The organism is Streptomyces sp. NRRL F-2664, from assembly GCF_000719345.1.
Classification (GTDB): Bacteria; Actinomycetota; Actinomycetes; order Streptomycetales; family Streptomycetaceae; genus Streptomyces.
Genome location: NZ_JOFX01000002.1, coordinates 435486 through 456416, shown reverse-complemented (window position 1 = coordinate 456416; position 20931 = coordinate 435486). Strand labels below are relative to the sequence as shown.

Here is a 20931-nt window from a genome sequence, read left to right as displayed (position 1 = left end):
AGCTCTGGTGATTCATCCCACACCATTCCAGCTCATTCGCATCGCATGAGGACTTTCCTACCTGTTTGAGGGACGAACGGCCTCTCGGGGGCGCTGACCGGCTTGGGCGTAAGGTTGCGATTTGGTCGCACCCGCCACCCCGCACCGAGGTACCGGACCCCGTCCGCAACCTGACGGCCGTCCCTGTCGATCGCAGGGATTACCCAGTGGTACGGATGACGATTGCGGCCGAGCGTAAGACCATGGAGGCGGTGACCCCCAGGTACGGCTCCCGTACGACTCCCCCGACAGCGAAGGAACAGCGTGGCTTCCGCATCCGATCGCAATCCGATCATCATTGGCGGCCTGCCGAGTCAGGTCCCGGACTTCGATCCGGAGGAGACGCAGGAGTGGCTCGACTCCCTGGACGCAGCGGTCGACGAGCGGGGCCGTGAGCGGGCCCGCTACCTCATGCTGCGCCTGATCGAGCGGGCGCGCGAGAAGCGCGTGGCCGTGCCCGAGATGCGCAGCACGGACTACGTCAACACGATCGCCACCAAGGACGAGCCGTTCTTCCCCGGCAACGAGGAGATCGAGCGCAAGGTCCTCAACGCCACCCGGTGGAACGCGGCCGTCATGGTCTCGCGCGCCCAGCGTCCCGGGATCGGTGTCGGCGGCCACATCGCCACCTTCGCATCCTCCGCCTCCCTCTACGACGTGGGCTTCAACCACTTCTTCCGGGGCAAGGACGAGGGGGACGGCGGCGACCAGATCTTCTTCCAGGGCCACGCCTCCCCCGGCATCTACGCCCGGGCCTACCTGCTGGACCGGCTCACCGAGCAGCAGCTCGACGCGTTCCGCCAGGAGAAGTCGAAGGCCCCGTACGGCCTGTCCAGCTACCCGCACCCGCGCCTGATGCCGGACTTCTGGGAGTTCCCGACGGTCTCGATGGGCCTCGGTCCGCTGGGGGCGATCTACCAGGCCCGGATGAACCGGTACATGGAGGCGCGCGGGATCGCGGACACCTCCAAGTCCCACGTCTGGGCGTACCTCGGCGACGGTGAGATGGACGAGCCGGAGTCGCTCGGCCAGCTCTCGATCGCCGCCCGTGAGGGCCTGGACAACCTGACCTTCGTGGTGAACTGCAACCTGCAGCGCCTCGACGGCCCGGTGCGGGGCAACGGGAAGATCATCCAGGAGCTGGAGTCGCAGTTCCGCGGTGCCGGCTGGAACGTGATCAAGCTGATCTGGGACCGCTCCTGGGACCCGCTGCTGGCCCAGGACCGCGACGGCATCCTGGTCAACAAGATGAACTCGACGCCCGACGGGCAGTTCCAGACGTACGCCACCGAGTCGGGCGCGTACATCCGCGAGCACTTCTTCGGCGGCGACCAGCGGCTGCGCGCCATGGTCGAGAACATGAGCGACTACCAGATCCAGCACCTGGGCCGCGGCGGCCACGACCACAAGAAGGTCTACGCGGCGTACGCGGCGGCCAAGGCGCACAAGGGCCAGCCGACGGTGATCCTGGCCCAGACGGTGAAGGGCTGGACGCTCGGCCCGAACTTCGAGGGCCGCAACGCCACGCACCAGATGAAGAAGCTGACGGTCGACGACCTCAAGCGCTTCCGCGACCGCCTGCACATCCCGATCACGGACGCGCAGCTGGAGAGCGGCGCGCCGCCGTACTACCACCCGGGCCGCAATTCGCCCGAGATCCAGTACATGCACGACCAGCGCAGTGCGCACGGCGGCTACGTGCCGACGCGCGTGGTGCGCGCCAAGCCGCTGCCGCTGCCGGACGAGAAGACCTACGCGGCGGCGAAGAAGGGCTCGGGCCACCAGTCGATCGCCACCACGATGGCCTTCGTCCGCATCCTGAAGGACCTGATGCGGGACAAGGAGATCGGCAAGCGCTTCGTACTGATCGCGCCCGACGAGTACCGGACCTTCGGTATGGACGCGTTCTTCCCGAGCGCCAAGATCTACAACCCGCTGGGCCAGCAGTACGAGGCGGTCGACCGCGACCTGCTGCTCGCGTACAAGGAGTCGCCGACCGGCCAGATGCTGCACGACGGCATCTCGGAGGCGGGCTGCACGGCCTCGCTGATCGCTGCGGGTTCGGCGTACGCGACGCACGGCGAGCCGCTGATCCCGGTCTACGTCTTCTACTCGATGTTCGGTTTCCAGCGCACGGGTGACCAGTTCTGGCAGATGGCCGACCAGCTGGCGCGCGGTTTCGTCCTGGGTGCGACCGCGGGGCGGACCACCCTGACGGGTGAGGGCCTGCAGCACGCGGACGGTCACTCCCAGCTGCTGGCCTCGACGAATCCGGGCTGCGTGGCGTACGACCCGGCCTACGGGTACGAGATCGCGCACATCGTCCAGGACGGTCTGCGCCGGATGTACGGCCCGGAGGCGGAGGACGTCTTCTACTACCTGACCGTCTACAACGAGCCGATCCAGCACCCGGCGGAGCCGGCGGACGTCGACGTGGAGGGCATCCTCAAGGGCATCCACCGGGTCTCCCGCGGCACTGCGGGCAGCATCCCGGCCCAGCTGATGGCGTCCGGCGTGGCGGTGCCGTGGGCGCTGGAGGCGCAGCGGATCCTCGCCGAGGAGTGGAACGTCAAGGCGGACGTCTGGTCGGCGACCTCCTGGAACGAGCTGCGGCGCGAGGCGGTCGAGGTGGAGGAGCACAACCTGCTCCACCCGGAGGAGGAGCAGCAGGTCCCCTACGTGACGCGGAAGCTGTCGGGTGCGGAGGGGCCGTTCGTGGCGGTCTCGGACTGGATGCGCTCGGTGCCGGACCAGATCTCGCGGTGGGTGCCCGGCGCCTACACGTCGCTGGGCGCGGACGGCTTCGGCTTCGCGGACACCCGCGGTGCGGCCCGTCGCTACTTCCACATCGACGCCCAGTCGGTGGTGCTGGCGACGCTGACCGAGCTGGCCAAGGCGGGGAAGGTGGACCGCTCGGTGCTCAAGCAGGCGGTCGACAAGTACCGGCTGCTGGACGTGGCGGCGGCGGACCCGGGCGCGGCCGGCGGCGACGCCTGACCCCTGCGGGTCCGGACGGACACGGTGGGCGCGGGCCCCGGCTTCGGCCGGGGCCCGCGCCCTTTCACCCGTTGCCTACGATGCTGCGCATGAAGGAACCATCCCGCCTGCTGCTGTGGGAGCGGCGGAGCCAGACCCCGTTGCTCGTCCTCGCCGTGGCCTTTGCCGTGGCGTACGCCGTGCCCATCGTCGCTCCGGACGCCAGTGCGCGGGTGCACGGTGCCTGCACGTACGTGGAGTGGGTGGTGTGGGGGGCCTTCGCCGCCGACTACCTGGTGCGGCTGGTGCTCTCGGCGGACCGGCGGCATTTCGTGCGGACCCACTGGCTGGACCTGGCGGCGGTGGCGCTGCCGCTGGTCCAGCCGCTGCGGCTGCTGCGGCTGGTGGCCACCTTGGTGCTGGTGGGCCGGCGGGCCCGGATGGCTCCGCAGATCCAGCTGACGACGTATGTGGCGGGGTCGGTCGTCGGACTGCTGATGTTCGGCTCGCTGGCCGTCCTGAGCGTGGAGCGGGACGCCCCCGAGGGGAACATCAAGAACCTGGGCGACGCCGTGTGGTGGTCCTTCACCACGATGACGACGGTCGGGTACGGCGACCACTCGCCCACGACCGGGCTCGGCCGTGTCCTGGCGGTCGGGCTGATGCTGTCCGGGATCGCGCTGCTCGGTGTGGTGACCGCCAACATCGCCGCGTGGTTCATCGCCCGCTTCGAGCGCGACGACCAGGCTGAGCGGCTCCAGCTCGCGGCGATCCGGGAGCTGCAGGCGGAGGTGCGGGCGCTGCGCGGCGAGGTCGCCCGGCTGGGCGGCGCGCCGGGGCCGGCCGGCGTGCCGGCTCCCGCCGCCCCGCCGGCCGCCGCCGTGCCGGGCGACCTCGCCACGCGGCATGGGGCTACCTCTCCCACACCTTGAAGGCCCGCACCTGGTAGGGGGACTGGGGCAGCCAGACCCCGTCGCCCGGGTACGTCTGGAACTCCCCGGTCTCCACGCACTCCGCCGACTGGTACGTGGTGACCGGCCGCCCGGTGCGGTTGACCAGCGACTGGGCGCTGGTGCCCGCGGGCAGGGCGGTGCAGCTGTTGATGTCGAGGGTGCTCAGCTCGTGGGTCTGCCGGGTTCCCTTGAAGTCGGGTTTCGCCCACAGGCACAGCTGTCCGCTCGCGCAGGCGCCGAGGCCCGGCGGGCCCGCTGCGTGCGCCGTGCCGGCGGTACTGGGGATGAGGGCGGTCAGCACCAGGGCGGTCGCGGCCAGGGTGGTGGTGACACGGGTGGTGGTGACGCGGGTGGTTCCACTCGTACGCATGACGGGTCAACTCCTTGTGGACGGCGGGCTCCCGGACTGCTTCCGGCGCTCCGCCGACACCACGCTGACCTGCGGTGACGGTCGGGCGGAAGAGGTCGGGGGCGGGTCCACCCTGATAGGCGACAGCCCGTGCGGAACCCTTCGGCGGGCCTTTGCGGCGTGCGGAGTTGACCCGTCCGGCCCGGCCGATGGCCTGCACCGTCGGGCCCCGCGGCCGCCCCGGTCCGGCTGCGGGCGCTGCGTGCCGCCGACCCGATCGTGTCATCCGCGACCGCCGGACCTCGCCAGGAATTCCTCTGGGCGAACGGCTCGACGCGTCGGCCGCGGCGGCGTCGGTCGCGGGTAATCTGACCGCCCACCAGGCGTCAGAAAGGAGCCCGGCGGTGACGATCGACGAGCAGACCGCGCCGGCCGCGCCGGTGGCCGGACTGCGCGAACGCAAGAAGCGCCGCACGCGCAGCGCGCTGGTGCGCGCCGCGCTCGTGCTCTTCGTCTCCCAGGGGTACGAGCGCACCACCGTGGACGAGATCACCGCGGCCGTCGCGGTGTCCCAGCGCACCTTCTTCCGCTACTTCGCCAACAAGGAGGAGGTCGTCTTCGCCGTCCAGGAGCTGATGGAGTCGCACTTCGTCGCCGAGCTGCAGGCCCGGCCGCCGGCCGAGGGGCCCCTGGAGGCGATGCGGGGTGCGGCGCTCGCCGCGTGGGACTCCGTGGACGACGCCCTGCGCGAGGTGGTCCCCGTGGACCTCTACATGCGCAGCTACCGGCTGATCGAGTCCACGCCGGCCCTGCTGGCCGTGCACCTGCGGCGTTCCACGGCCCTGGAGGAGCGCATCGCCCGGCTGATCGCCGCCCGTGAGGGCCTGGACGTGGACACCGACCCGCGGCCGCGGGTGGCCGTCGCCGCGTTCTTCGGAGTGATGAGGGTCACGGGGCGGCTGTGGGGGCAGGGCGACGACACGAGCGTGGAGGCGATCCGCCGATTGACGGACACCTACCTCGACGGCATCGGCCCAGCTCTGGCGGGACGCTGGCGCTGAACCGGCCACAGAAAACGGCAATTGGGATCTTTCGCCCGGTCCCCCCGGGTCGCCCGGTTCGCCCCGTGGAGGTCCCACGGTCGGGCGTGAACCCCGTCACCCGGCGCGCCGCGGCCGGAATCGGTCTCCTACGCTGGTCCCAGTGAATCTGCCCGGCCTCGCCCACCCCAGTGCCTCCGGCGCCGACCCGCGCCCTGCCGCCCTGCGCGCCCTGCTCGCGCTGGCGGTGGTCTTCATCCTGCTGGCGACCACCGGCTGGACGGCCGTGCACCGGCCCGAGGGCGGCACGCCGCTGCGGACCGCGGCTCTCGACGCCTGGTCCAAGGCGCGGTTGGCCGGCCGTCCGGTACCGCCGGCCGATGCTCCGGTGCGGACGGTGGCCCGCTTCTTCGCCTCGCTCGACGGGGCGCAGCGGGCGCGGCTCGCCGACGGCTACCCGCTCGTCGTGGGCAATCTGGAGGGGGCGCCGGTCGCCACCCGCTACCGCGCCAACCGGCGGGGCCTGGAGCAGGCCCGCCTGGTCGAGGAGGCCCGCAGCCACGATGTCGCGCTGACCCCGGCCGACCGGGCCGAGGCCACCCGGCGCGCGCACCGCTTCGCGTCGCTGGCCGAACCGGGGCGGCAGATCCTCACCTTCGACCCCACCGGCGGCGGCCGCGTGGCCGAGGTCTTCGGCGACCTCGTCGGCGCCGAGCGGGTCTCGGTGATCGTTCCCGGGGTGGACACCGACCTCATCACCTTCGAGCGCACCCAGCGCCGGCTGACCTCCCCGGTCGGCATGGCGGAGGCCCTGTACGAGGCGGAGCGGGCGGCCGCGCCGAAAGGCCGGACGGCGGTCATCGCCTGGGCCGGCTACACCGCGCCCACCGGCGTCGGCATGGACGCCGCCACGGGCCGCATGGCCTTCGACGGCGCGGTCCGGCTGAAGGCCCTGACGGTGGCGCTGCCCGGGGATGCGAGCGTGGCGCTGTTCTGCCACAGCTACGGGTCGGTGGTGTGCGGGGTGGCCGCGCGCGAGCTGCCGAAGCGCGTGACGGACGTGGTGGTGGCGGGCAGCCCGGGCATGCGGGCCCAGAACGTCGCGGGACTGCGGACGTCGGCGCGGGTCTGGGCGACGCGCGACGAGGGCGACTGGATCGCGGACGTGCCGCACCTGGAGGTCGGCGGGGTGGGCCACGGCGCTGACCCGGTGTCCCCGGAGTTCGGCGCGCGACTGCTGTCCTCGGCCAGGGCGAGGAGCCACACCGGCTATTTCGCGCCAGGGACGGACTCGGTGGCGAACTTCGCCAGGATCGGAACCGGCGCGTTCGCTTCCGTTGTCTGCGCGACCGGGGACGACGCCTGCCGGCGCGGAATTTCCGGGACAGAGCAGTACTGACGGGCGTAGAGGAGCGGAAATCGGCCACCGCTTCGAGGGGGACGCACGGGGTCGGCTCCCTTTACCATGTGGCGCATGGGTGACGTACTGGCCGGAAACCATGCCGTCTGGGAGTTCGACTCGGAGTCGGTGCTCATCCGCTTCGCTCGGGGGATGCGAACGCCGAGACTGTGGCAAGCGCTGGGTTCTCGCCGGATTCCCCTCGAAGCGGTGTCCACCGTGACCGTGACCGCCGGGAGGCGGGACACGGTGGTGCTCCGTGCCGTCCCGCGGCCCGGCGCCGATCCGCTGATGGAGGCTGCCGCCGGGCAACTGAAGGACGCCTGCGACCCGTACCGGATGGTGCTGCCGGGCGAGCGCGCGACATCGGCCGCAGCCTTCGCCGCCGCCCTGCGCTCGCAACTCTCACCCGAAGCCGCCGAGCCGGCCGCGGGCTTCCTGGTCGAGGTGCCGCAGCCGCCGCTCCAACTGAAGGCGTACGACGCACGGGTGGGGTTCGACGGCTCGTCGGTCGCCTTCCACTGGTCCCGCACCGGCGCCACCGGCACGAAGTGGAAGGCCGGCGACCAGCAGTACCCGCTGTCCGAGGTCACCGGCGTCGAGTGGCGCTCCCCCGGCGGCACCGGCGGCCACCTGCGGCTCCTGCTGCGGGAGCCGCAGCAGGAGCCGGCCGACCCCCGCCCGGACCACGACCTCGCGACGGCCGTCTTCAGCGTCGGCTACGGCGCCGTGCACGAGTCGCTGCCGTTCGCCGCGGCCGTCCTCGCCGCCACCCGCAGCCGCACGCCGGTCACCGCCGCGCGCGGCCGCTCCGGCGACGAACGGCTGCGGCACCTGGGCGAGCTGTACTCGGCCGGCCTGCTGACCGACGTCGAGTACGCCACTCTGCGGGACCGTTTCACCGCCTGAGCCGACCACCGAAAGAGCCCGGCCGCCAGACGCATCAGGCCCTGCGCCTGGGACTGCTGGAGCCGGGCGACAAGCTGCCCACCGCGCGCGAGGTCGTCGAGGCGACGGCCATCAACCCGAACACGGTGCTCACGGCCTACCGGGAGCTGGAGCGCGCGGGCCTGGTGGAGGGGCGCCGGGGCATGGGCGCCTTCGCGGCGCTGCGGAAGCGGTACCCCTGAGGGGGCCGGCGGCCGCTACGCCTCCCGGGTCACCGAGGTGAAGGTCATGTCCGGGTAGCGGTCGCCGGCGACCTGCGCGGCGATCGGCTCCAGCAGCGCCAGCTGCGCCGGCGTGAGGGTGATCCGGGTCGCCGCGATGTTCTCCCGCAGCCGCTCCACCCGGCGCGTGCCCGGGATCGGGACCACGGTCAGCCCGTGCACCGACGCCCGCTGCTGGACCCAGGCGAGGGCGATCTGCGCGGGGCTGGCGTCCAGTTCCCGCGCGATCTCCCGGACCGGGGCCAGCAGCGCCGCGTTGGTCCGCGCGTTGTCGCCGGTGAAGCGCGGCTGGTGGCGGCGGAAGTCGCCGTCGGACAGCTCCGCCGCGGCGTCCGCGAAGGCGCCCGTCAGGAAACCCCTGCCGAGCGGCGAGTAGGGCACGAAGGCCACGCCCAGCTCCGCCGCCGCGGCCACCGCGCTGCGCTCCACGTCCCGGCTGAACAGCGACCACTCCGACTGGAGCGCCGCGATCGGGTGCACGGCGTGTGCCTCACGCAGCTCCGCGCCGGTGACCTCGCTCAGCCCGAGGTGGCGCACCTTGCCCTCCCGCACCAGCTCCGCCATGGCGCCCACCGACTCGGCGAGCGGCACGGCCGGGTCGCGGCGGTGCATGTAGTAGAGGTCGATGACGTCGACGCCGAGCCGGCGCAGGCTGGCCTCGACCGCGCTGCGGATGTATCCGGGGTCGTTGCGGACGCCCCGGTGGGCGGGGTCGTCGGTGCGTTCCAGGGCGAACTTCGTCGCCAGCGTGATCTCGTCCCGGTGCGCGGCCGCGAACGGCGCCAGGAACTCCTCGTTGCGGCCGCGGCCGTAGGCGTCGGCCGTGTCGAAGAGGGTGACCCCGGCGGCCAGCGCCGCCTCCAGGGTCTCGCGGGCGGCCGCCTCGTCGGTGTCGCCGTAGAACTCGCTCATGCCCATGCAGCCCAGACCCTGGACGCCGACCCGGGGGCCGCCCCTGCCCAGCTCGGTCCGCTCCAGGGTGGTGCCGTACTCCGTCATTGCTGTCCCTCCCCCGGGGGCCGCTCTCATCGCGTCCCCGCGTACATGCCGATCTTGTAGTCCAGTACGGCCAGTGCGTCCGTCAGCTCCGTGATCCGTGTCTGCACCTCGCACCGCGTCCGCTCCAGCAGCGCACGGCGCTCCCCCACGGTGTGCGGGCCCTCGCGGACCAGCTCGGCGTAGCGGACCATGTCCGCCACCGACATCCCCGTGGCGCGCAGCTTGCCCACGAAGCCCAGCCAGTCGAGGTCCCGGTCGGTGAAGCGGCGCTGACCCGAGTGGGAGCGGTCCACGTGCGGCATCAGGCCGATCCGCTCGTACCAGCGCAGGGTGTGCTGGCTCAGACCGGTCCGGGCCGCCACCTCGCTGATCGTGTACCGCGTCTGCGTCAGGCTCGGGCTCTGGCTCATGGCCCCACGCTAAAACCCTTGAGTGCACTCCAAGCAAGTAGGCTCGGCGGCATGGACAGCAAGGAGACCGTGAGCGGCATGGAAAGTCTGCGGATCATCGAGACCTGGCCCGTGGACACGGCCGCTGCGGCCGTCGTCCGGGCCGACGGCAGCCTCGCCGGCTCGCACGGGCCCGTCGGGCACCGCTTCGCGCTGGCATCGGTCACGAAGCCGCTCGCCGCCTACGCCGCCCTAGTCGCCCACGAGGAAGGGGCGGTCGAGCTGGACGAGCCGGCCGGACCCGAAGGGTCGACGGTCCGTCACCTGCTGGCGCACACCAGCGGTCTGGCCTTCGACGAGCACCGCGCGATGGCCGCCCCCGGTACGCGCAGGCTGTACTCGAACGCCGGCTTCGAGGTGCTCGGCGACCACATCGCCAAAGCCACGGGCATCCCCTTCGCCGAGTACGTGCACCAGGCCGTCTTCGAGCCGCTGGGCATGGTGTCGACCACCCTGGAGGGGTCGCCCGCCAAGGACGGCGTCTCCACCGTCGGCGACCTGCTGCGCTTCGCCGCCGAGCTGCAGGCGCCCCGGCTGCTCGACGCCCGCACGGTCGCCGAGGCCACCTCGGTGGTCCACCCCGGACTCAGGGGCGTCCTGCCCGGGTACGGCAGCCAGTCCCCCAACGACTGGGGCCTCGGCATGGAGATCCGCGACGGCAAGTCCCCGCACTGGACGGGCCTGACCTCCTCGCCCCGCACTTTCGGCCACTTCGGGCAGGCCGGCACCTTCCTGTGGGTGGACCCGGACGCGCGCGCCGCGTGCGTGGCTCTCACGGACCGCCCCTTCGGCCCGTGGGCGGTCGAGGCCTGGACCCCCTTCACCGACGCGGTCCTGGCCGAACTGCGCTCCGCTCAAGGGGCCTGAGGGGCCGGCAGCTCCCAGATCAGCAGTTCGCCCGGGGACCCGGCGACGACCTCCAGCCCCTTCTCGGCGGTGATCCGCGCCGAGTCGCCGGGGCCCAGCTCCGCCCCGTCCAGGCGCAGGTCCCCGTGCACCACGTGCAGGTACACCCGCTCGGCGGCCGGTACGGCGACCCGCTCGCCCGCTCCCGGTCGCCGCACGTGCAGGACGGCGCCGGCCGCGGGGACTTCGTAGGGGGTGCCGTCGGGGAGGCCGCGCAGCACCTCGTACGAGGGCTCGCCGCCGGCGGCGAGCGGCGAGAGCCACATCTGCACGAAGCGCAGCGGCCGGTCGCCGTCGTTGCGCTCGACGTGGCGCGCCCCGGAGCCGGCGCTGAGCCGCTGGACGTCGCCGGGCCGGACGGTGCTCTTCTCGCCGGTGCTGTCCTGGTGGGTGAGTTCGCCGTCGATCACCCAGGTGACGATCTCGGTGTGGCTGTGGGGGTGCTCGTCGAAGCCGGCGCCGGCCGCGAGGCTCTCCTCGTTGCAGGCCAGGACGGGGCCGAAGCGCAGGTTGTCCGGGTCGTAGAAGGACCCGAAGGAGAAGGCGTGCCGGGTGGCGATCCCGGCGGCCGGGTCCCCTCCCTCGTACCGGTCGGCGCCGCGGCGTACATCAATCATGGGGGCCACGGTAGTGCCCGGCGCGGGACGGGGCCGGGTCCTGACACGGGACCGGACTCGGCGCAGCCCTCCCGATAAGGCAGTCTTGTCCCGTGCCCCAACCCGAACGTGAGCATTCGCCCGCCACACACGCCGCGCATCCAGTTGCCGCCCATCCGCACGCCGCGACGCTGCGCCGCCTGGAGAAGTCCTCCGGCCGGCTCGCCGCCAACGCGATCGCGCGGATGGACGAGACCCTGCCGTGGTACCGGGCGATGCCACCCGAGAACCGTTCGTGGATCGGCCTGGTCGCGCAGGCCGGTATCGCCGCGTTCACCGAGTGGTTCCGGCATCCGGAGACGCCGCAGGCGATCTCCACCGACGTCTTCGGCACCGCGCCGCGCGAACTGACCCGGGCGATCACCCTGCGGCAGACCGTCGAGATGGTCCGCACCACGATCGAGGTCATGGAGACCGCGATCGAGGAGGTGGCGGCCCCCGGTGACGAGTCGATCCTGCGCGAGGCGCTGCTGGTGTACGCGCGGGAGATCGCCTTCGCGACCGCCCAGGTGTACGCGCAGGCCGCCGAGGCGCGCGGTGCGTGGGACGCCAGGCTGGAGTCCCTGGTGGTCAACGCGGTGCTGTCGGGCGAGGCCGACGAGGGTGCGCTGTCGCGGGCGGCGGCGCTGGGCTGGAACTCGCCGGAGCACGTGTGCGTGGTCCTCGGCACCGCCCCGGAGGGCGACAGCGAGCTGACGGTCGAGGCGATCCGGCGGGCGGCCCGGCACCACAAGCTGCAGGTCCTCACGGGTGTGCTGGGGGACCGGCTGGTCGTCATCGCGGGCGGCAGCGACAACCCGATGCAGGTGGCGAAGTCCCTGATCGGACCGTTCGCGGCGGGTCCGGTGGTGGCCGGCCCGGTGGTGGCCGACCTGCTGAACGCGACGAAGTCGGCGCAGGCCGCGGCGGCCGGTCTGAAGGCCTGTACGGCGTGGCAGGACGCTCCGCGGCCGGTCCTGGCGGATGATCTCCTGCCGGAACGCGCGATCGCCTCCGATCCGGCTGCGAGGGAACAGCTGGTGGAGGAGATCTACAGACCGCTTGAGGAGGCGGGGTCGGCCCTGCTGGAAACGTTGAGCGTCTATCTGGAGCAGGCGAGCAGCCTCGAAGGGGCTGCCCGGATGCTGTTCGTGCACCCCAATACGGTGCGCTACCGGCTACGACGTGTGACGGACGTCACCGGCTGGTCGCCGTCGGATGTCCGATCGGCGTTCACGCTGCGAATCGCCCTGATTCTGGGGCGTCTGGCCGACGGTGATACCCAGTCCTAGAGTTTTGTGGGACATCAACAATTACCCCGACGGTTCTTGGTCCCTGTCCCCACGGGCGGCAGGAACCATCCACAAGAGAGAGTGTGAGGGTGCTCGTACTCGTCGCTCCCGGCCAAGGCGCTCAGACGCCCGGCTTCCTGACTCCCTGGCTCGACCTTCCCGGTGCCGCCGACCGCGTCGCCGCATGGTCGGAGGCCATCCAGCTGGACCTCGCGCGCTACGGCACGACGGCCGATGCCGAGGAGATCCGCGACACCGCGGTGGCCCAGCCCCTGCTGGTGGCGGCCGGCCTGCTGTCGGCCTCCGCGCTGGGCTCCGCCTCCGCCTTCGGCGCCGTCGCCGGTCACAGCGTGGGTGAGATCACCGCCGCGGCCATCGCCGGCGTGCTGCCGGAGACGGACGCGCTGTCGTTCGTACGGACCCGTGGTCTGGGCATGGCGGAAGCCGCCGCCGTCACCGAGACGGGCATGGCAGCGGTGCTCGGCGGGGACCCCGCCGTCGTCGTCGCACACCTCGAGAAGCTCGGCCTGACCCCGGCCAACATCAACGGCGCGGGCCAGATCGTGGCTGCCGGCACGATGGAGCAGATCGAAGCCCTGCAGGCCGACAAGCCCGAGGGTTCCATGAAGATCGTTCCGCTCAAGGTCGCGGGCGCGTTCCACACGCACCACATGGCACCCGCGGTCGCCGAGCTGGCGAAGGCCGCCGAGGCGCTCTCCCCGGCCGACCCGGCCGTGAAGTACGTCTCGAACAAGGACGGCCTCGTCGTCACCACGGGTGCCGACGTCGTCGCCCGCCTGGTCGGCCAGGTCGCGAACCCGGTCCGCTGGGACCTGTGCATGGAGACGTTCGCCGAGCTGGGCGTCACGGGGATCATCGAGCTGTCCCCCGGTGGCACCCTGACGGGTCTGGCCAAGCGCGCGCTGAAGGGCGTACCGAGCGTGGCGCTGAAGACCCCGGACGATCTCGACAAGGCCGCGGCGCTCGTCGCCGAACTGACGGCCTGAGAGAAGGAGCCCACACCGCATGTCCAAGATCAAGCCACCCAAGGGCTCCCCCTACGCCCGCATCCTCGGTGTCGGCGGCTACCGCCCGACCCGTGTGGTGCCCAACGAGGTCATCCTCGAGACCATCGACTCGTCCGACGAGTGGATCCGCTCGCGCTCCGGCATCGCGACCCGGCACTGGGCCTCGCCCCAGGAGACCGTCGCCGCGATGTCGGTGGAGGCCTCGGGCAAGGCGCTGGCCGACGCCGGCGTGGCCCCCGAGCAGATCGGTGCGGTGATCGTCTCGACGGTCTCGCACTTCAAGCAGACCCCGGCGGTCGCGACCGAGATCGCGCACCGGATCGGCGCGGTCAAGCCCGCCGCCTTCGACATCTCCGCGGGCTGTGCCGGTTTCGGCTACGGCCTCACCCTCGCCAAGGGCATGGTGGTGGAGGGTTCCGCGGAGTACGTCCTCGTCATCGGCGTGGAGCGGCTCTCGGACCTCACGGACCTGGAGGACCGCGCGACGGCCTTCCTGTTCGGCGACGGCGCCGGCGCCGTGGTCGTCGGTCCCTCGGACGAGCCGGCGATCGGCCCCACGGTGTGGGGTTCGGAGGGCGACAAGTCCGAGACGATCAAGCAGACCGTGCCGTGGGACGAGTACCTCGGCAAGGACGCCGGAGAGAAGTTCCCGGCCATCACGCAGGAGGGTCAGGCGGTCTTCCGCTGGGCCGTCTTCGAGATGGCCAAGGTGGCCCAGCAGGCGCTCGACGCCGCCGGGATCACCGCGGAGGACCTGGACGTCTTCATCCCGCACCAGGCGAACATGCGGATCATCGACTCGATGGTGAAGACTCTGAAGCTGCCGGAGCACGTCACGGTCGCCCGTGACGTGGAGACCACCGGCAACACGTCGGCCGCCTCGATCCCGCTCGCCATGGAGCGGCTCCTGGCGACCGGAGCGGCGAAGAGCGGCGACACCGCGCTCGTCATCGGCTTCGGGGCGGGGCTCGTCTACGCCGCCACGGTCGTTACCCTCCCCTAGGGCCGGGATCCACATCCCGGTCTCTTTACCCAGTTACCAGAGAAGGAGCGCCACATGGCCGCCACGCAGGAAGAGATCGTCGAGGGCCTCGCCGAGATCGTCAACGAGATCGCGGGCATCCCGGTCGAGGACGTCGAGATCGGCAAGTCCTTCACCGACGACCTGGACGTCGACTCCCTGTCCATGGTCGAGGTCGTCGTCGCCGCCGAAGAGCGCTTCGACGTCAAGATCCCGGACGAGGACGTCAAGAACCTCAAGACGGTCGGCGACGCTGCGGACTACATCCTGAAGCACCAGGCCTGAGCCTGACGAGCGTTTGTCGCCACCCGGCGGTGGCGCCGTGACAATTCAGCACCCTCTGAGACGTGGAGAAAGAATTCCTGTGAGCCCGACCAATCACACCGTGGTCGTCACCGGTATCGGCGCAACCACTCCGCTGGGTGGCGACAGCGCTTCGACCTGGGAAGGTCTGCTCGCCGGCCGTTCCGGTGTCAAGCCCCTGGAGGGCGAGCGCTTCGCCGAACTCCCGGTACGGATCGCCGCCCCTGTCGCCGTGGACCCGAGTGAGGTCCTGCCCCGGCCGCTGGCCCGCAAGCTGGACCGCTCGGCGCAGTTCGCCGTCATCGCGGCCCGCGAGGCGTGGGCCGACGCCGGCTACACCGCCCCGGCCGGCGAGGACGAGTCCGTCGCGCCCGACCGGCTGGGCACCGTGATCGCCTCCGGCATCGGTGGTGTCACCACGCTGCTCGACCAGTACGACGTACTGAAGGAGAAGGGCGTGCGCCGGGTCTCCCCGCACACCGTCCCCATGCTGATGCCGAACGGCCCGTCGGCCAACGTCGGCCTGGAGGTCAACGCCCAGGCGGGCGTGCACACCCCGGTCAGCGCCTGCGCGTCCGGCGCCGAGGCGATCGGCTACGCCGTCGAGATGATCCGCACCGGCCGCGCCGACGTGGTCGTCGCGGGCGGCACCGAGGCCGCGATCCACCCGCTGCCGATCGCCGCCTTCGCCAACATGATGGCGATGTCGAAGAACAACGAGAGCCCCGAGACGGCCTCCCGTCCGTACGACAAGGCCCGCGACGGCTTCGTCCTGGGCGAGGGCGCGGGCGTCGTCGTCCTGGAGTCGGCCGAGCACGCCGCCAAGCGCGGTGCCCGCGTCTACTGCGAGGTGCTGGGCCAGGGCCTGTCCGCGGACAGCCACCACATCGCGCAGCCCGAGCCGACCGGCCGCGGTGTCGCCGCGGCGGTGCAGAACCTGCTCGACAACACGGGTCTCGACCCGGCGGAGCTGGTCCACGTCAACGCGCACGCCACATCCACCCCGCAGGGTGACACGGCCGAGATCAAGGCCCTGCGCAAGGTCCTGGGCGACGACCTCGACCACATCGCGATCTCCGCGACGAAGTCGATGACCGGTCACCTGCTGGGCGGCGCCGGTGGTATCGAGACCGTCGCGACCGTGCTGGCGCTGTACCACCGCCTGGCCCCGCCGACGATCAACGTCGACGCGCTCGACGACGACATCGACGCGGACATCGTCCGGGACGAGCCGCGCAAGCTGCCGGCCGACGGTCCGATCTCCGCGATCAACAACTCCTTCGGCTTCGGCGGCCACAACGTCACCCTGGCGTTCCGCAGCGTGTAGCCGCACCTCGCACGAAGGCCCACCCGGACGATCCCGGGTGGGCCTTCGTGCGCGGCGGGGGTCGGTCAGACCACTTGGTGGAGCCAGCGCACGGGTGCGCCCTCGCCCGCGTGGCGGAAGGGCTCCAGTTCGTCGTCCCAGGGCTTGCCGAGCAGTTTGGCGATCTCCGCCTCCAGGTCGGTCTCGCCGCGCGCCGACCGGGCCAGGGCGGCGCGCAGCCGGTCCTCCGGCACCATGATGTCGCCGTGCATCCCGGTGACGGCATGGAAGATGCCCAGCACCGGCGTGGAGCTGTAGCGCTCACCCTCGGCGGTCGGGCAGGGCTCCGAGGTCACCTCGAAGCGCAGCAGGTGCCAGCCGCGCAGCGCGGAGGCGAGTTTCGAGGCGGTGCCCGCTTCGGCCTGCCAGGAGAACTCGGATCTCCAGGTGCCCGGAGAGGCGGGCTGCCTGATCCAGTCGAGGTTCACCCGCACCCCGAGCACGCCCCCTACGGCCCATTCCACGTGCGGGCACAGCGCGCGCGGTGCGGAATGCACGTACAGAACTCCACGTGTCGTCACCGGGACCTCCAGTGGTGGACGAGGTCGGGAATAAACTCCAGAAAACGGACAGTTTGTGACGTGATGTAATGTAACGGAAATTATTTGACATTGCGCTACGGGACCTGCGGCCGAAACGCCACGGGGAAAAGCTACCGTGCGCCAGGGGTCGTGGTGTGACGTACGGTCGCTCCGAGGCAGCCGAACACAGAGCTTTCACTCAGCAGGACCTCCCGGACGACGTGGGGGCCAGAAGGAGGGGTCCTTCCCATGCGCAGCACCACCGCCGACCGCCGGGCGCGCCGTGGTCTCTCGGGCGCGGGCGCGGTGGCGGCGCTGCTGGCAGGGCTCCTGAGCGGGTGTCAGGCGGAAGGTCCGGGCGGTTCCGGCGAACGCGGGGCGCCCTCCGCGCCCCGGTGGAACACGGCACCCACCTCGATCGCGGCCGCCGGTGACTCCATCACGCGGGGCTTCGACGCCTGTTCGGTCCTCGCCGACTGCCCCGAGGTGTCCTGGGCCACCGGCAGCGACCCCGCCGTGCGCTCCCTCGCGAGCCGTCTGCTGGGGGATGCGGCGGTGCCCGAGCGCAGCTGGAACTACGCCGTGACCGGCTCGCGGATGGCGGACCTGCCGGCCCAGCTCACGGCGGCCGCCGCGCACAAGCCCGACCTGGTCACCGTGATGGTCGGCTCGAACGACGCCTGCCGTCCGACCGCTTCGTCGATGACCCCGGTGGCGGAGTTCAGGTCCGGCTTCGAGCAGGCCCTGGCGCAGCTGCGGGCCGCGTCCCCCACCTCCCAGGTGTACGTCTCCAGCGTGCCGGACCTGCAGCGGCTCTGGGAGCAGGGCAAGGACCTCCCGATGGTGCGCCAGGTCTGGAAGCTCGGCATCTGCCAGTCGATGCTGGCCGATCCGCTGTCGCTGGCCACGGGCGCCACGGCCCGGCGCGAGCAGGTGCGGGCCCGCGTGGTCGAGTACAACCAGGTGCTGCGCGAGGTCTGCGGGAAGGACCCGCTCTGCCGCTACGACGGCGGGGCCGTCTTCCAGTACCCCTTCGCGGCGGAGCAGTTGAGCCGGTGGGACTGGTTCCACCCGGGCAAGGACGGTCAGGCGCGGCTGGCGGAACTTGCGCACCGCCAGGTGACGGCGGCGGAACCGCCGCGTTGACGCCGGCCCGGGCCGGGGGCCCGGGAGCGGGTGTCAGGTCCCGCCCCCGGAGCGGTTCCCAGGGGTGATTTCCGGCCATACGGTGTGTCAGTCGATGTCGAGCGTCGCGGTCAACCGGGTGTCGCCGTGCGCGTGGCTCGCCCGGACCTCGTAGGTGCCGCCGATCCGCCGCCAGCCGCGGACCTCCTCGTCCCAGATCTCGAAGGCGCGGGCGGGCAGTGCGATCTCGGTCTCGACGCTCTCGCCGGGGCCGGCGGTGACGCTCGCGAAGCCCGCCAGCCAGCTCGCCGGGCGCTCCACGGCGTCCCGGACGGGCGCCAGGTAGACCTGGACGACCTCGCGGCCGGGCCGGGCGCCGGTGTTGGTGACGCGTACCCGTACGGCGTCGGCGGTGACCTCCAGCCGGTCGTACGCCCAGTCGGTGTAGCCGAGGCCGTGACCGAAGGGGTAGGCGGGGGCGACGCCGTGCCTCTCGTAGGCCCGGTAGCCGATGAAGAGGCCCTCGCCGTACTCCAGGCGCCCGTCCGCGGGGACGACCCCGGTGACGGGCGCGTCCGCGAACCGCGCGGGCCAGGTGGTGGGCAGTCGGCCGCCCGGCTCCACCTCCCCGAGGAGTACGTCGGCCAGCGCGGCCCCGCCCTCCTGCCCCGGGAACCAGGTGAGCAGGACGGCGGCGACGTCCTCGCGCCACGGGAGCTCCACCGGGGAGCCGGCGTTGACGACGACGACGGTGTTCGGGTTGACGGCGGCGACGGCCCGCACGAGGTCGTCCTGGCGGCCCGGGAGGGTGAGGTCGCTGCGGTCGAAGCCCTCGGACTCCACGCGTTCGGTGGTGGCGACGACCACGACCGCGGTGTCCGCGGCACGGGCGGCCTCCACCGCCTCCGCGATCAGCTCGTCGGGATCGCGCCGCGGTGCGAGGTGGAGCAGCGAGAACATGACCGCCCTCAGCGGCAGCGCACTCATGTCGGGGACCTGGAAGGTCAGCGACACCTCGACGGGCTCGCCCGCGGCGAGGGCGACGCGGGCGCGCTCGTGGGGCGCCCCGAGGAAGGCCTCGAAGGGGTCGGTCTCCTCGCCCGCCTCCTGGACGCCGCTCCACAGCCGCCGTCCGCCGACGGACAGGTCGAAGCCGCCGAGCCCGCGGGTGCCGAAGGCGTGCTCGCCGCTTTCGCGCGGCACGAAGGTACCGCGGACCTCGATGCTCGCCATGGCCTCGTACGTCGCGCCTGCGGGGAGGTCGTCGCCGATCCACTGGACCTGGCCGGTCGGCAGGCCGCCCTCGCCGAGGACGGTCCCCGAGGCGTCGCGGCACACGGCGACCAGCTCGAAGCCCTGGTCGGCGGGGGTGAGTTCCTCGCAGGGGTCGGCGCCGACGGCGTAGGTCAGGGCTCCCTCCGGAAGGGCCGCGGAGAGTCCGTCGAGCGGGGAGACGACCCGTTCCGGGAAGACGGTGGCGCTGCCGCCGCCGAGCACCCGGGCGTCGCGCGCGGCGGCGCCGAGGAGGGCGACGGTGCGGCCGGCCGAGGTGTCCAGCGGCAGCACCCCGTCCTTATTGCGCACGAGGACGGACCCGCGGGCGGCGAGCTCACGGGCCAGCGCCCGGCCGTCGACGGGGGCCGGGGCGCTCTCGACGACCGCCGGGGCGCCCTCCAGGGCCCCGACGCGGGCGGCGAGTCGCAGGACGTTGCGCACGGCGTCGTCGACGGCGGACTCGGGGACCTCGCCGGCGCGCACGGCCTCGGCGAGGGCGGGGCCGTAGACGGTGGTCGGGCCGGGCATGGCCACGTCCAGGCCGCCCAGGATGCCGCCGGCGGTGGAGCGGGCGGCCATCCAGTCGGAGACGTTGGCGCCGTCGAAGCCCCACTCGCCGCGCAGGACCTCCTGCACGAGGTACTGGTGTTCGGTCATCGTCGCGCCGTTGACCTGGTTGTAGGCGGTCATGATGCCCCACGGGCGGGCGTCCCGGACGATGGCCTCGAACGGGGCCAGGTACAGCTCGCGCAGCGGGCGCGGGGCGATGACGTTGTCGACGGTGAAGCGGTCGGTCTCGGCGTCGTTGCCGACGAAATGCTTGACCGTGGTGGCGACGCCGCCGTCCTGCACGCCGCCGACGTAGCCGCTACCGATGGCGCCGGTGAGGTACGGGTCCTCGGAGTAGCACTCGAAGTGCCGGCCGCCGAGCGGGGAGCGGTGCAGGTTCACGGTGGGCGCGAGCAGCACGTGGACGCCCTTGCGGCGGGCCTCCTGGGCGAGGAGCCGACCGGCGCGGCGGGCGAGTCGCGGGTCCCACGCGGCGGCGAGCGACGTCGGGGAGGGCAGGGCGACGGACGGGTCGTCGGCGGTCCAGCGCACGCCGCGGACCCCGACGGGGCCGTCGGACATGACCAGGGGCTGCAGGCCGATGGCGGGGACCGCGGGCAGGGACCACATGTCGCGGCCCGCCAGGAGCAGGGTCTTGGTGTCGAGGTCGAGCTTGCCGAACGCCGCCTCCACGGCGTCGTCCCGTATCCGGTCGCGGGCCTGATCGGCAGGGGTCACGGCCGTGCCTCCTCGTGGGGAGCGGTGCACCGTGCGGTTGCGCGGGTGCGGTGGGGCGCGATGCTCCATCGTGGACCCGCCACCTGTCGGACGGTAGGGTTTGTTATCTCTTCGTGATATATAAATGTCGTACGGTCCTCCTACGGTCCTGCGGACGGCAGTGGACGGAAGGGGTGCCGCGGCGATGGCCAGGGCGAGGAGCGAGGAGCGGCGCGGGGAGATCGTCCGCGCGGCCGTCGAGGTGATCGCGGAGCGCGGCTACCGGGGCGCGTCCCTGGGCACGGTCGCCGAGCGCGTGGGCCTGACCCAGCAGGGGCTGCTGCACTACTTCCCGACCAAGGAGGCGCTGCTCGTCGCGGTACTGGAGGAGCGCGACCGCTGGGACACGGGCGGCGGCTCGCGCGCCGCGGCGGACTCCTGGCGGCTCGACCTGCTGGCCTCGCTGGTGGAGTACAACGCCATGCGCCCGGGCATCGTGCAGACCTTCTCGGCGCTGCTGGGCGAGAGCGTCACCGACGGGCACCCGGCGCGGGAGTTCTTCACCGAGCGCTACGCGCAGGTCCGCGCGGAGATGGCGGCGGTGCTGCGCGCCGAGTTCGGCGACCGCCTGCCCTCGGGCCTCACCCCGGAGCAGGCGGCCCCGCTGCTGACGGCGGTGATGGACGGCCTCCAGTACCAGTGGCTGCTGTCCCCCGAGTCCGTGGACATGCCGGCCGCCTTCCGCGCCTTCCTGACCCTGCTGCGGGGGCCGGACACCCCTCAGTCCTCCCGCGGTGCGGACCGACCTGCATAAAATGCC

The 20931-nt window shown here is 72.3% G+C and carries 19 protein-coding genes and 1 pseudogene; 14 read left to right on the top strand and 6 right to left on the bottom strand.

What is annotated here, in order from left to right; genetic code table 11:
• Positions 1-303: 303 nt before the first annotated feature.
• Both aceE and IF89_RS0104325 read left to right on the top strand, forming a co-directional pair.
• Positions 304-3036, top strand: coding sequence for a pyruvate dehydrogenase (acetyl-transferring), homodimeric type (gene aceE / locus IF89_RS0104330; protein WP_030761319.1), 2733 nt, complete (start codon positions 304-306; stop codon positions 3034-3036).
• A gap of 89 nt (positions 3037-3125) precedes the next feature.
• The gene (locus tag IF89_RS0104325) at positions 3126-3947 is read left to right on the top strand and encodes a potassium channel family protein (protein ID WP_051806764.1); all 822 of its coding nucleotides are present in this window, start codon (positions 3126-3128) and stop codon (positions 3945-3947) included.
• On the opposite strand, the gene IF89_RS0104320 is transcribed toward IF89_RS0104325, so the two are convergent.
• Positions 3928-4338, bottom strand: coding sequence for a peptidase inhibitor family I36 protein (locus IF89_RS0104320; RefSeq protein ID WP_030761312.1), 411 nt, complete (start codon positions 4336-4338; stop codon positions 3928-3930). The two genes, IF89_RS0104325 and IF89_RS0104320, sit on opposite strands and share 20 nt — an antisense overlap.
• Positions 4339-4721: 383 nt before the next feature.
• On the opposite strand from IF89_RS0104320, the gene IF89_RS0104315 reads away from it, so the two are divergent.
• The 4 genes and pseudogenes from IF89_RS0104315 to IF89_RS41745 all read left to right on the top strand — a co-directional run.
• Positions 4722-5378, top strand: coding sequence for a TetR/AcrR family transcriptional regulator (locus IF89_RS0104315; RefSeq protein WP_234327650.1), 657 nt, complete (start codon positions 4722-4724; stop codon positions 5376-5378).
• 142 nt (positions 5379-5520) lie between these two features.
• Positions 5521-6756 carry an alpha/beta hydrolase gene (locus IF89_RS0104310; RefSeq protein WP_420706872.1) on the top strand — a complete coding sequence of 412 codons (1236 nt, stop codon included), beginning with the start codon at positions 5521-5523 and terminating at the stop codon, positions 6754-6756.
• 75 nt (positions 6757-6831) lie between these two features.
• A complete protein-coding gene (locus IF89_RS0104305; RefSeq protein ID WP_030761304.1) occupies positions 6832-7665 on the top strand; it encodes a DUF4429 domain-containing protein in 834 nt (277 codons plus the stop codon).
• Positions 7662-7859, top strand: a pseudogene (locus IF89_RS41745) (GntR family transcriptional regulator); the annotation flags it as partial. The gene IF89_RS0104305 and the pseudogene IF89_RS41745, both read left to right, overlap by 4 nt.
• A 42-nt stretch (positions 7860-7901) precedes the next feature.
• Here the strand turns inward: IF89_RS41745 and IF89_RS0104295 are convergent.
• Both IF89_RS0104295 and IF89_RS0104290 read right to left on the bottom strand, forming a co-directional pair.
• Complete coding sequence (locus IF89_RS0104295) at positions 7902-8924, bottom strand: aldo/keto reductase (protein ID WP_030761301.1); 1023 nt, start codon at positions 8922-8924, stop codon at positions 7902-7904.
• 26 nt (positions 8925-8950) lie between these two features.
• Positions 8951-9334, bottom strand: coding sequence for a MerR family transcriptional regulator (locus IF89_RS0104290; protein ID WP_030761298.1), 384 nt, complete (start codon positions 9332-9334; stop codon positions 8951-8953).
• A 78-nt stretch (positions 9335-9412) separates the two neighbouring features.
• On the opposite strand from IF89_RS0104290, the gene IF89_RS0104285 reads away from it, so the two are divergent.
• The gene (locus tag IF89_RS0104285) at positions 9413-10240 is read left to right on the top strand and encodes a serine hydrolase domain-containing protein (protein WP_030761295.1); all 828 of its coding nucleotides are present in this window, start codon (positions 9413-9415) and stop codon (positions 10238-10240) included.
• On the opposite strand, the gene IF89_RS0104280 is transcribed toward IF89_RS0104285, so the two are convergent.
• Positions 10228-10896: a pirin family protein gene (locus IF89_RS0104280; protein ID WP_030761292.1), complete on the bottom strand. Its 669-nt coding sequence runs from the start codon at positions 10894-10896 to the stop codon at positions 10228-10230. The two genes, IF89_RS0104285 and IF89_RS0104280, sit on opposite strands and share 13 nt — an antisense overlap.
• Positions 10897-10988: 92 nt before the next feature.
• Here IF89_RS0104280 and IF89_RS0104275 point away from each other — a divergent pair, with 92 nt between their 5' ends.
• The 5 genes from IF89_RS0104275 (at position 10989) to fabF (ending at position 15885) form a co-directional block, all read left to right on the top strand.
• Complete coding sequence (locus tag IF89_RS0104275; RefSeq protein WP_030761289.1) at positions 10989-12206, top strand: PucR family transcriptional regulator; 1218 nt, start codon at positions 10989-10991, stop codon at positions 12204-12206.
• Between the two features lie 89 nt (positions 12207-12295).
• Positions 12296-13213, top strand: coding sequence for an ACP S-malonyltransferase (locus tag IF89_RS0104270; protein WP_030761286.1), 918 nt, complete (start codon positions 12296-12298; stop codon positions 13211-13213).
• Between the two features lie 19 nt (positions 13214-13232).
• Positions 13233-14237, top strand: a complete 1005-nt coding sequence (locus tag IF89_RS0104265; protein WP_030761283.1) for a ketoacyl-ACP synthase III — start codon at positions 13233-13235, stop codon at positions 14235-14237.
• 54 nt (positions 14238-14291) lie between these two features.
• On the top strand, positions 14292-14540 hold the full coding sequence (locus tag IF89_RS0104260; RefSeq protein WP_030227178.1) for an acyl carrier protein: 249 nt from the start codon (positions 14292-14294) through the stop codon (positions 14538-14540).
• 79 nt (positions 14541-14619) lie between these two features.
• A complete protein-coding gene (fabF, locus tag IF89_RS0104255; protein WP_030761279.1) occupies positions 14620-15885 on the top strand; it encodes a beta-ketoacyl-ACP synthase II in 1266 nt (421 codons plus the stop codon).
• Positions 15886-15950: 65 nt separating this feature from the next.
• Here the strand turns inward: fabF and IF89_RS0104250 are convergent, their stop codons facing one another.
• Positions 15951-16445, bottom strand: a complete 495-nt coding sequence (locus IF89_RS0104250; protein ID WP_030761275.1) for a DUF3145 domain-containing protein — start codon at positions 16443-16445, stop codon at positions 15951-15953.
• Positions 16446-16694: 249 nt separating this feature from the next.
• On the opposite strand from IF89_RS0104250, the gene IF89_RS0104245 reads away from it, so the two are divergent.
• Complete coding sequence (locus IF89_RS0104245; RefSeq protein WP_030761273.1) at positions 16695-17591, top strand: SGNH/GDSL hydrolase family protein; 897 nt, start codon at positions 16695-16697, stop codon at positions 17589-17591.
• Positions 17592-17678: 87 nt separating this feature from the next.
• Here the strand turns inward: IF89_RS0104245 and IF89_RS0104240 are convergent, their stop codons facing one another.
• Positions 17679-20201, bottom strand: a complete 2523-nt coding sequence (locus tag IF89_RS0104240) for a beta-glucosidase family protein (RefSeq protein ID WP_078628069.1) — start codon at positions 20199-20201, stop codon at positions 17679-17681.
• Between the two features lie 115 nt (positions 20202-20316).
• On the opposite strand from IF89_RS0104240, the gene IF89_RS0104235 reads away from it, so the two are divergent.
• Positions 20317-20925, top strand: a complete 609-nt coding sequence (locus IF89_RS0104235) for a TetR/AcrR family transcriptional regulator (RefSeq protein ID WP_030761267.1) — start codon at positions 20317-20319, stop codon at positions 20923-20925.
• Positions 20926-20931 lie beyond the last annotated feature (6 nt).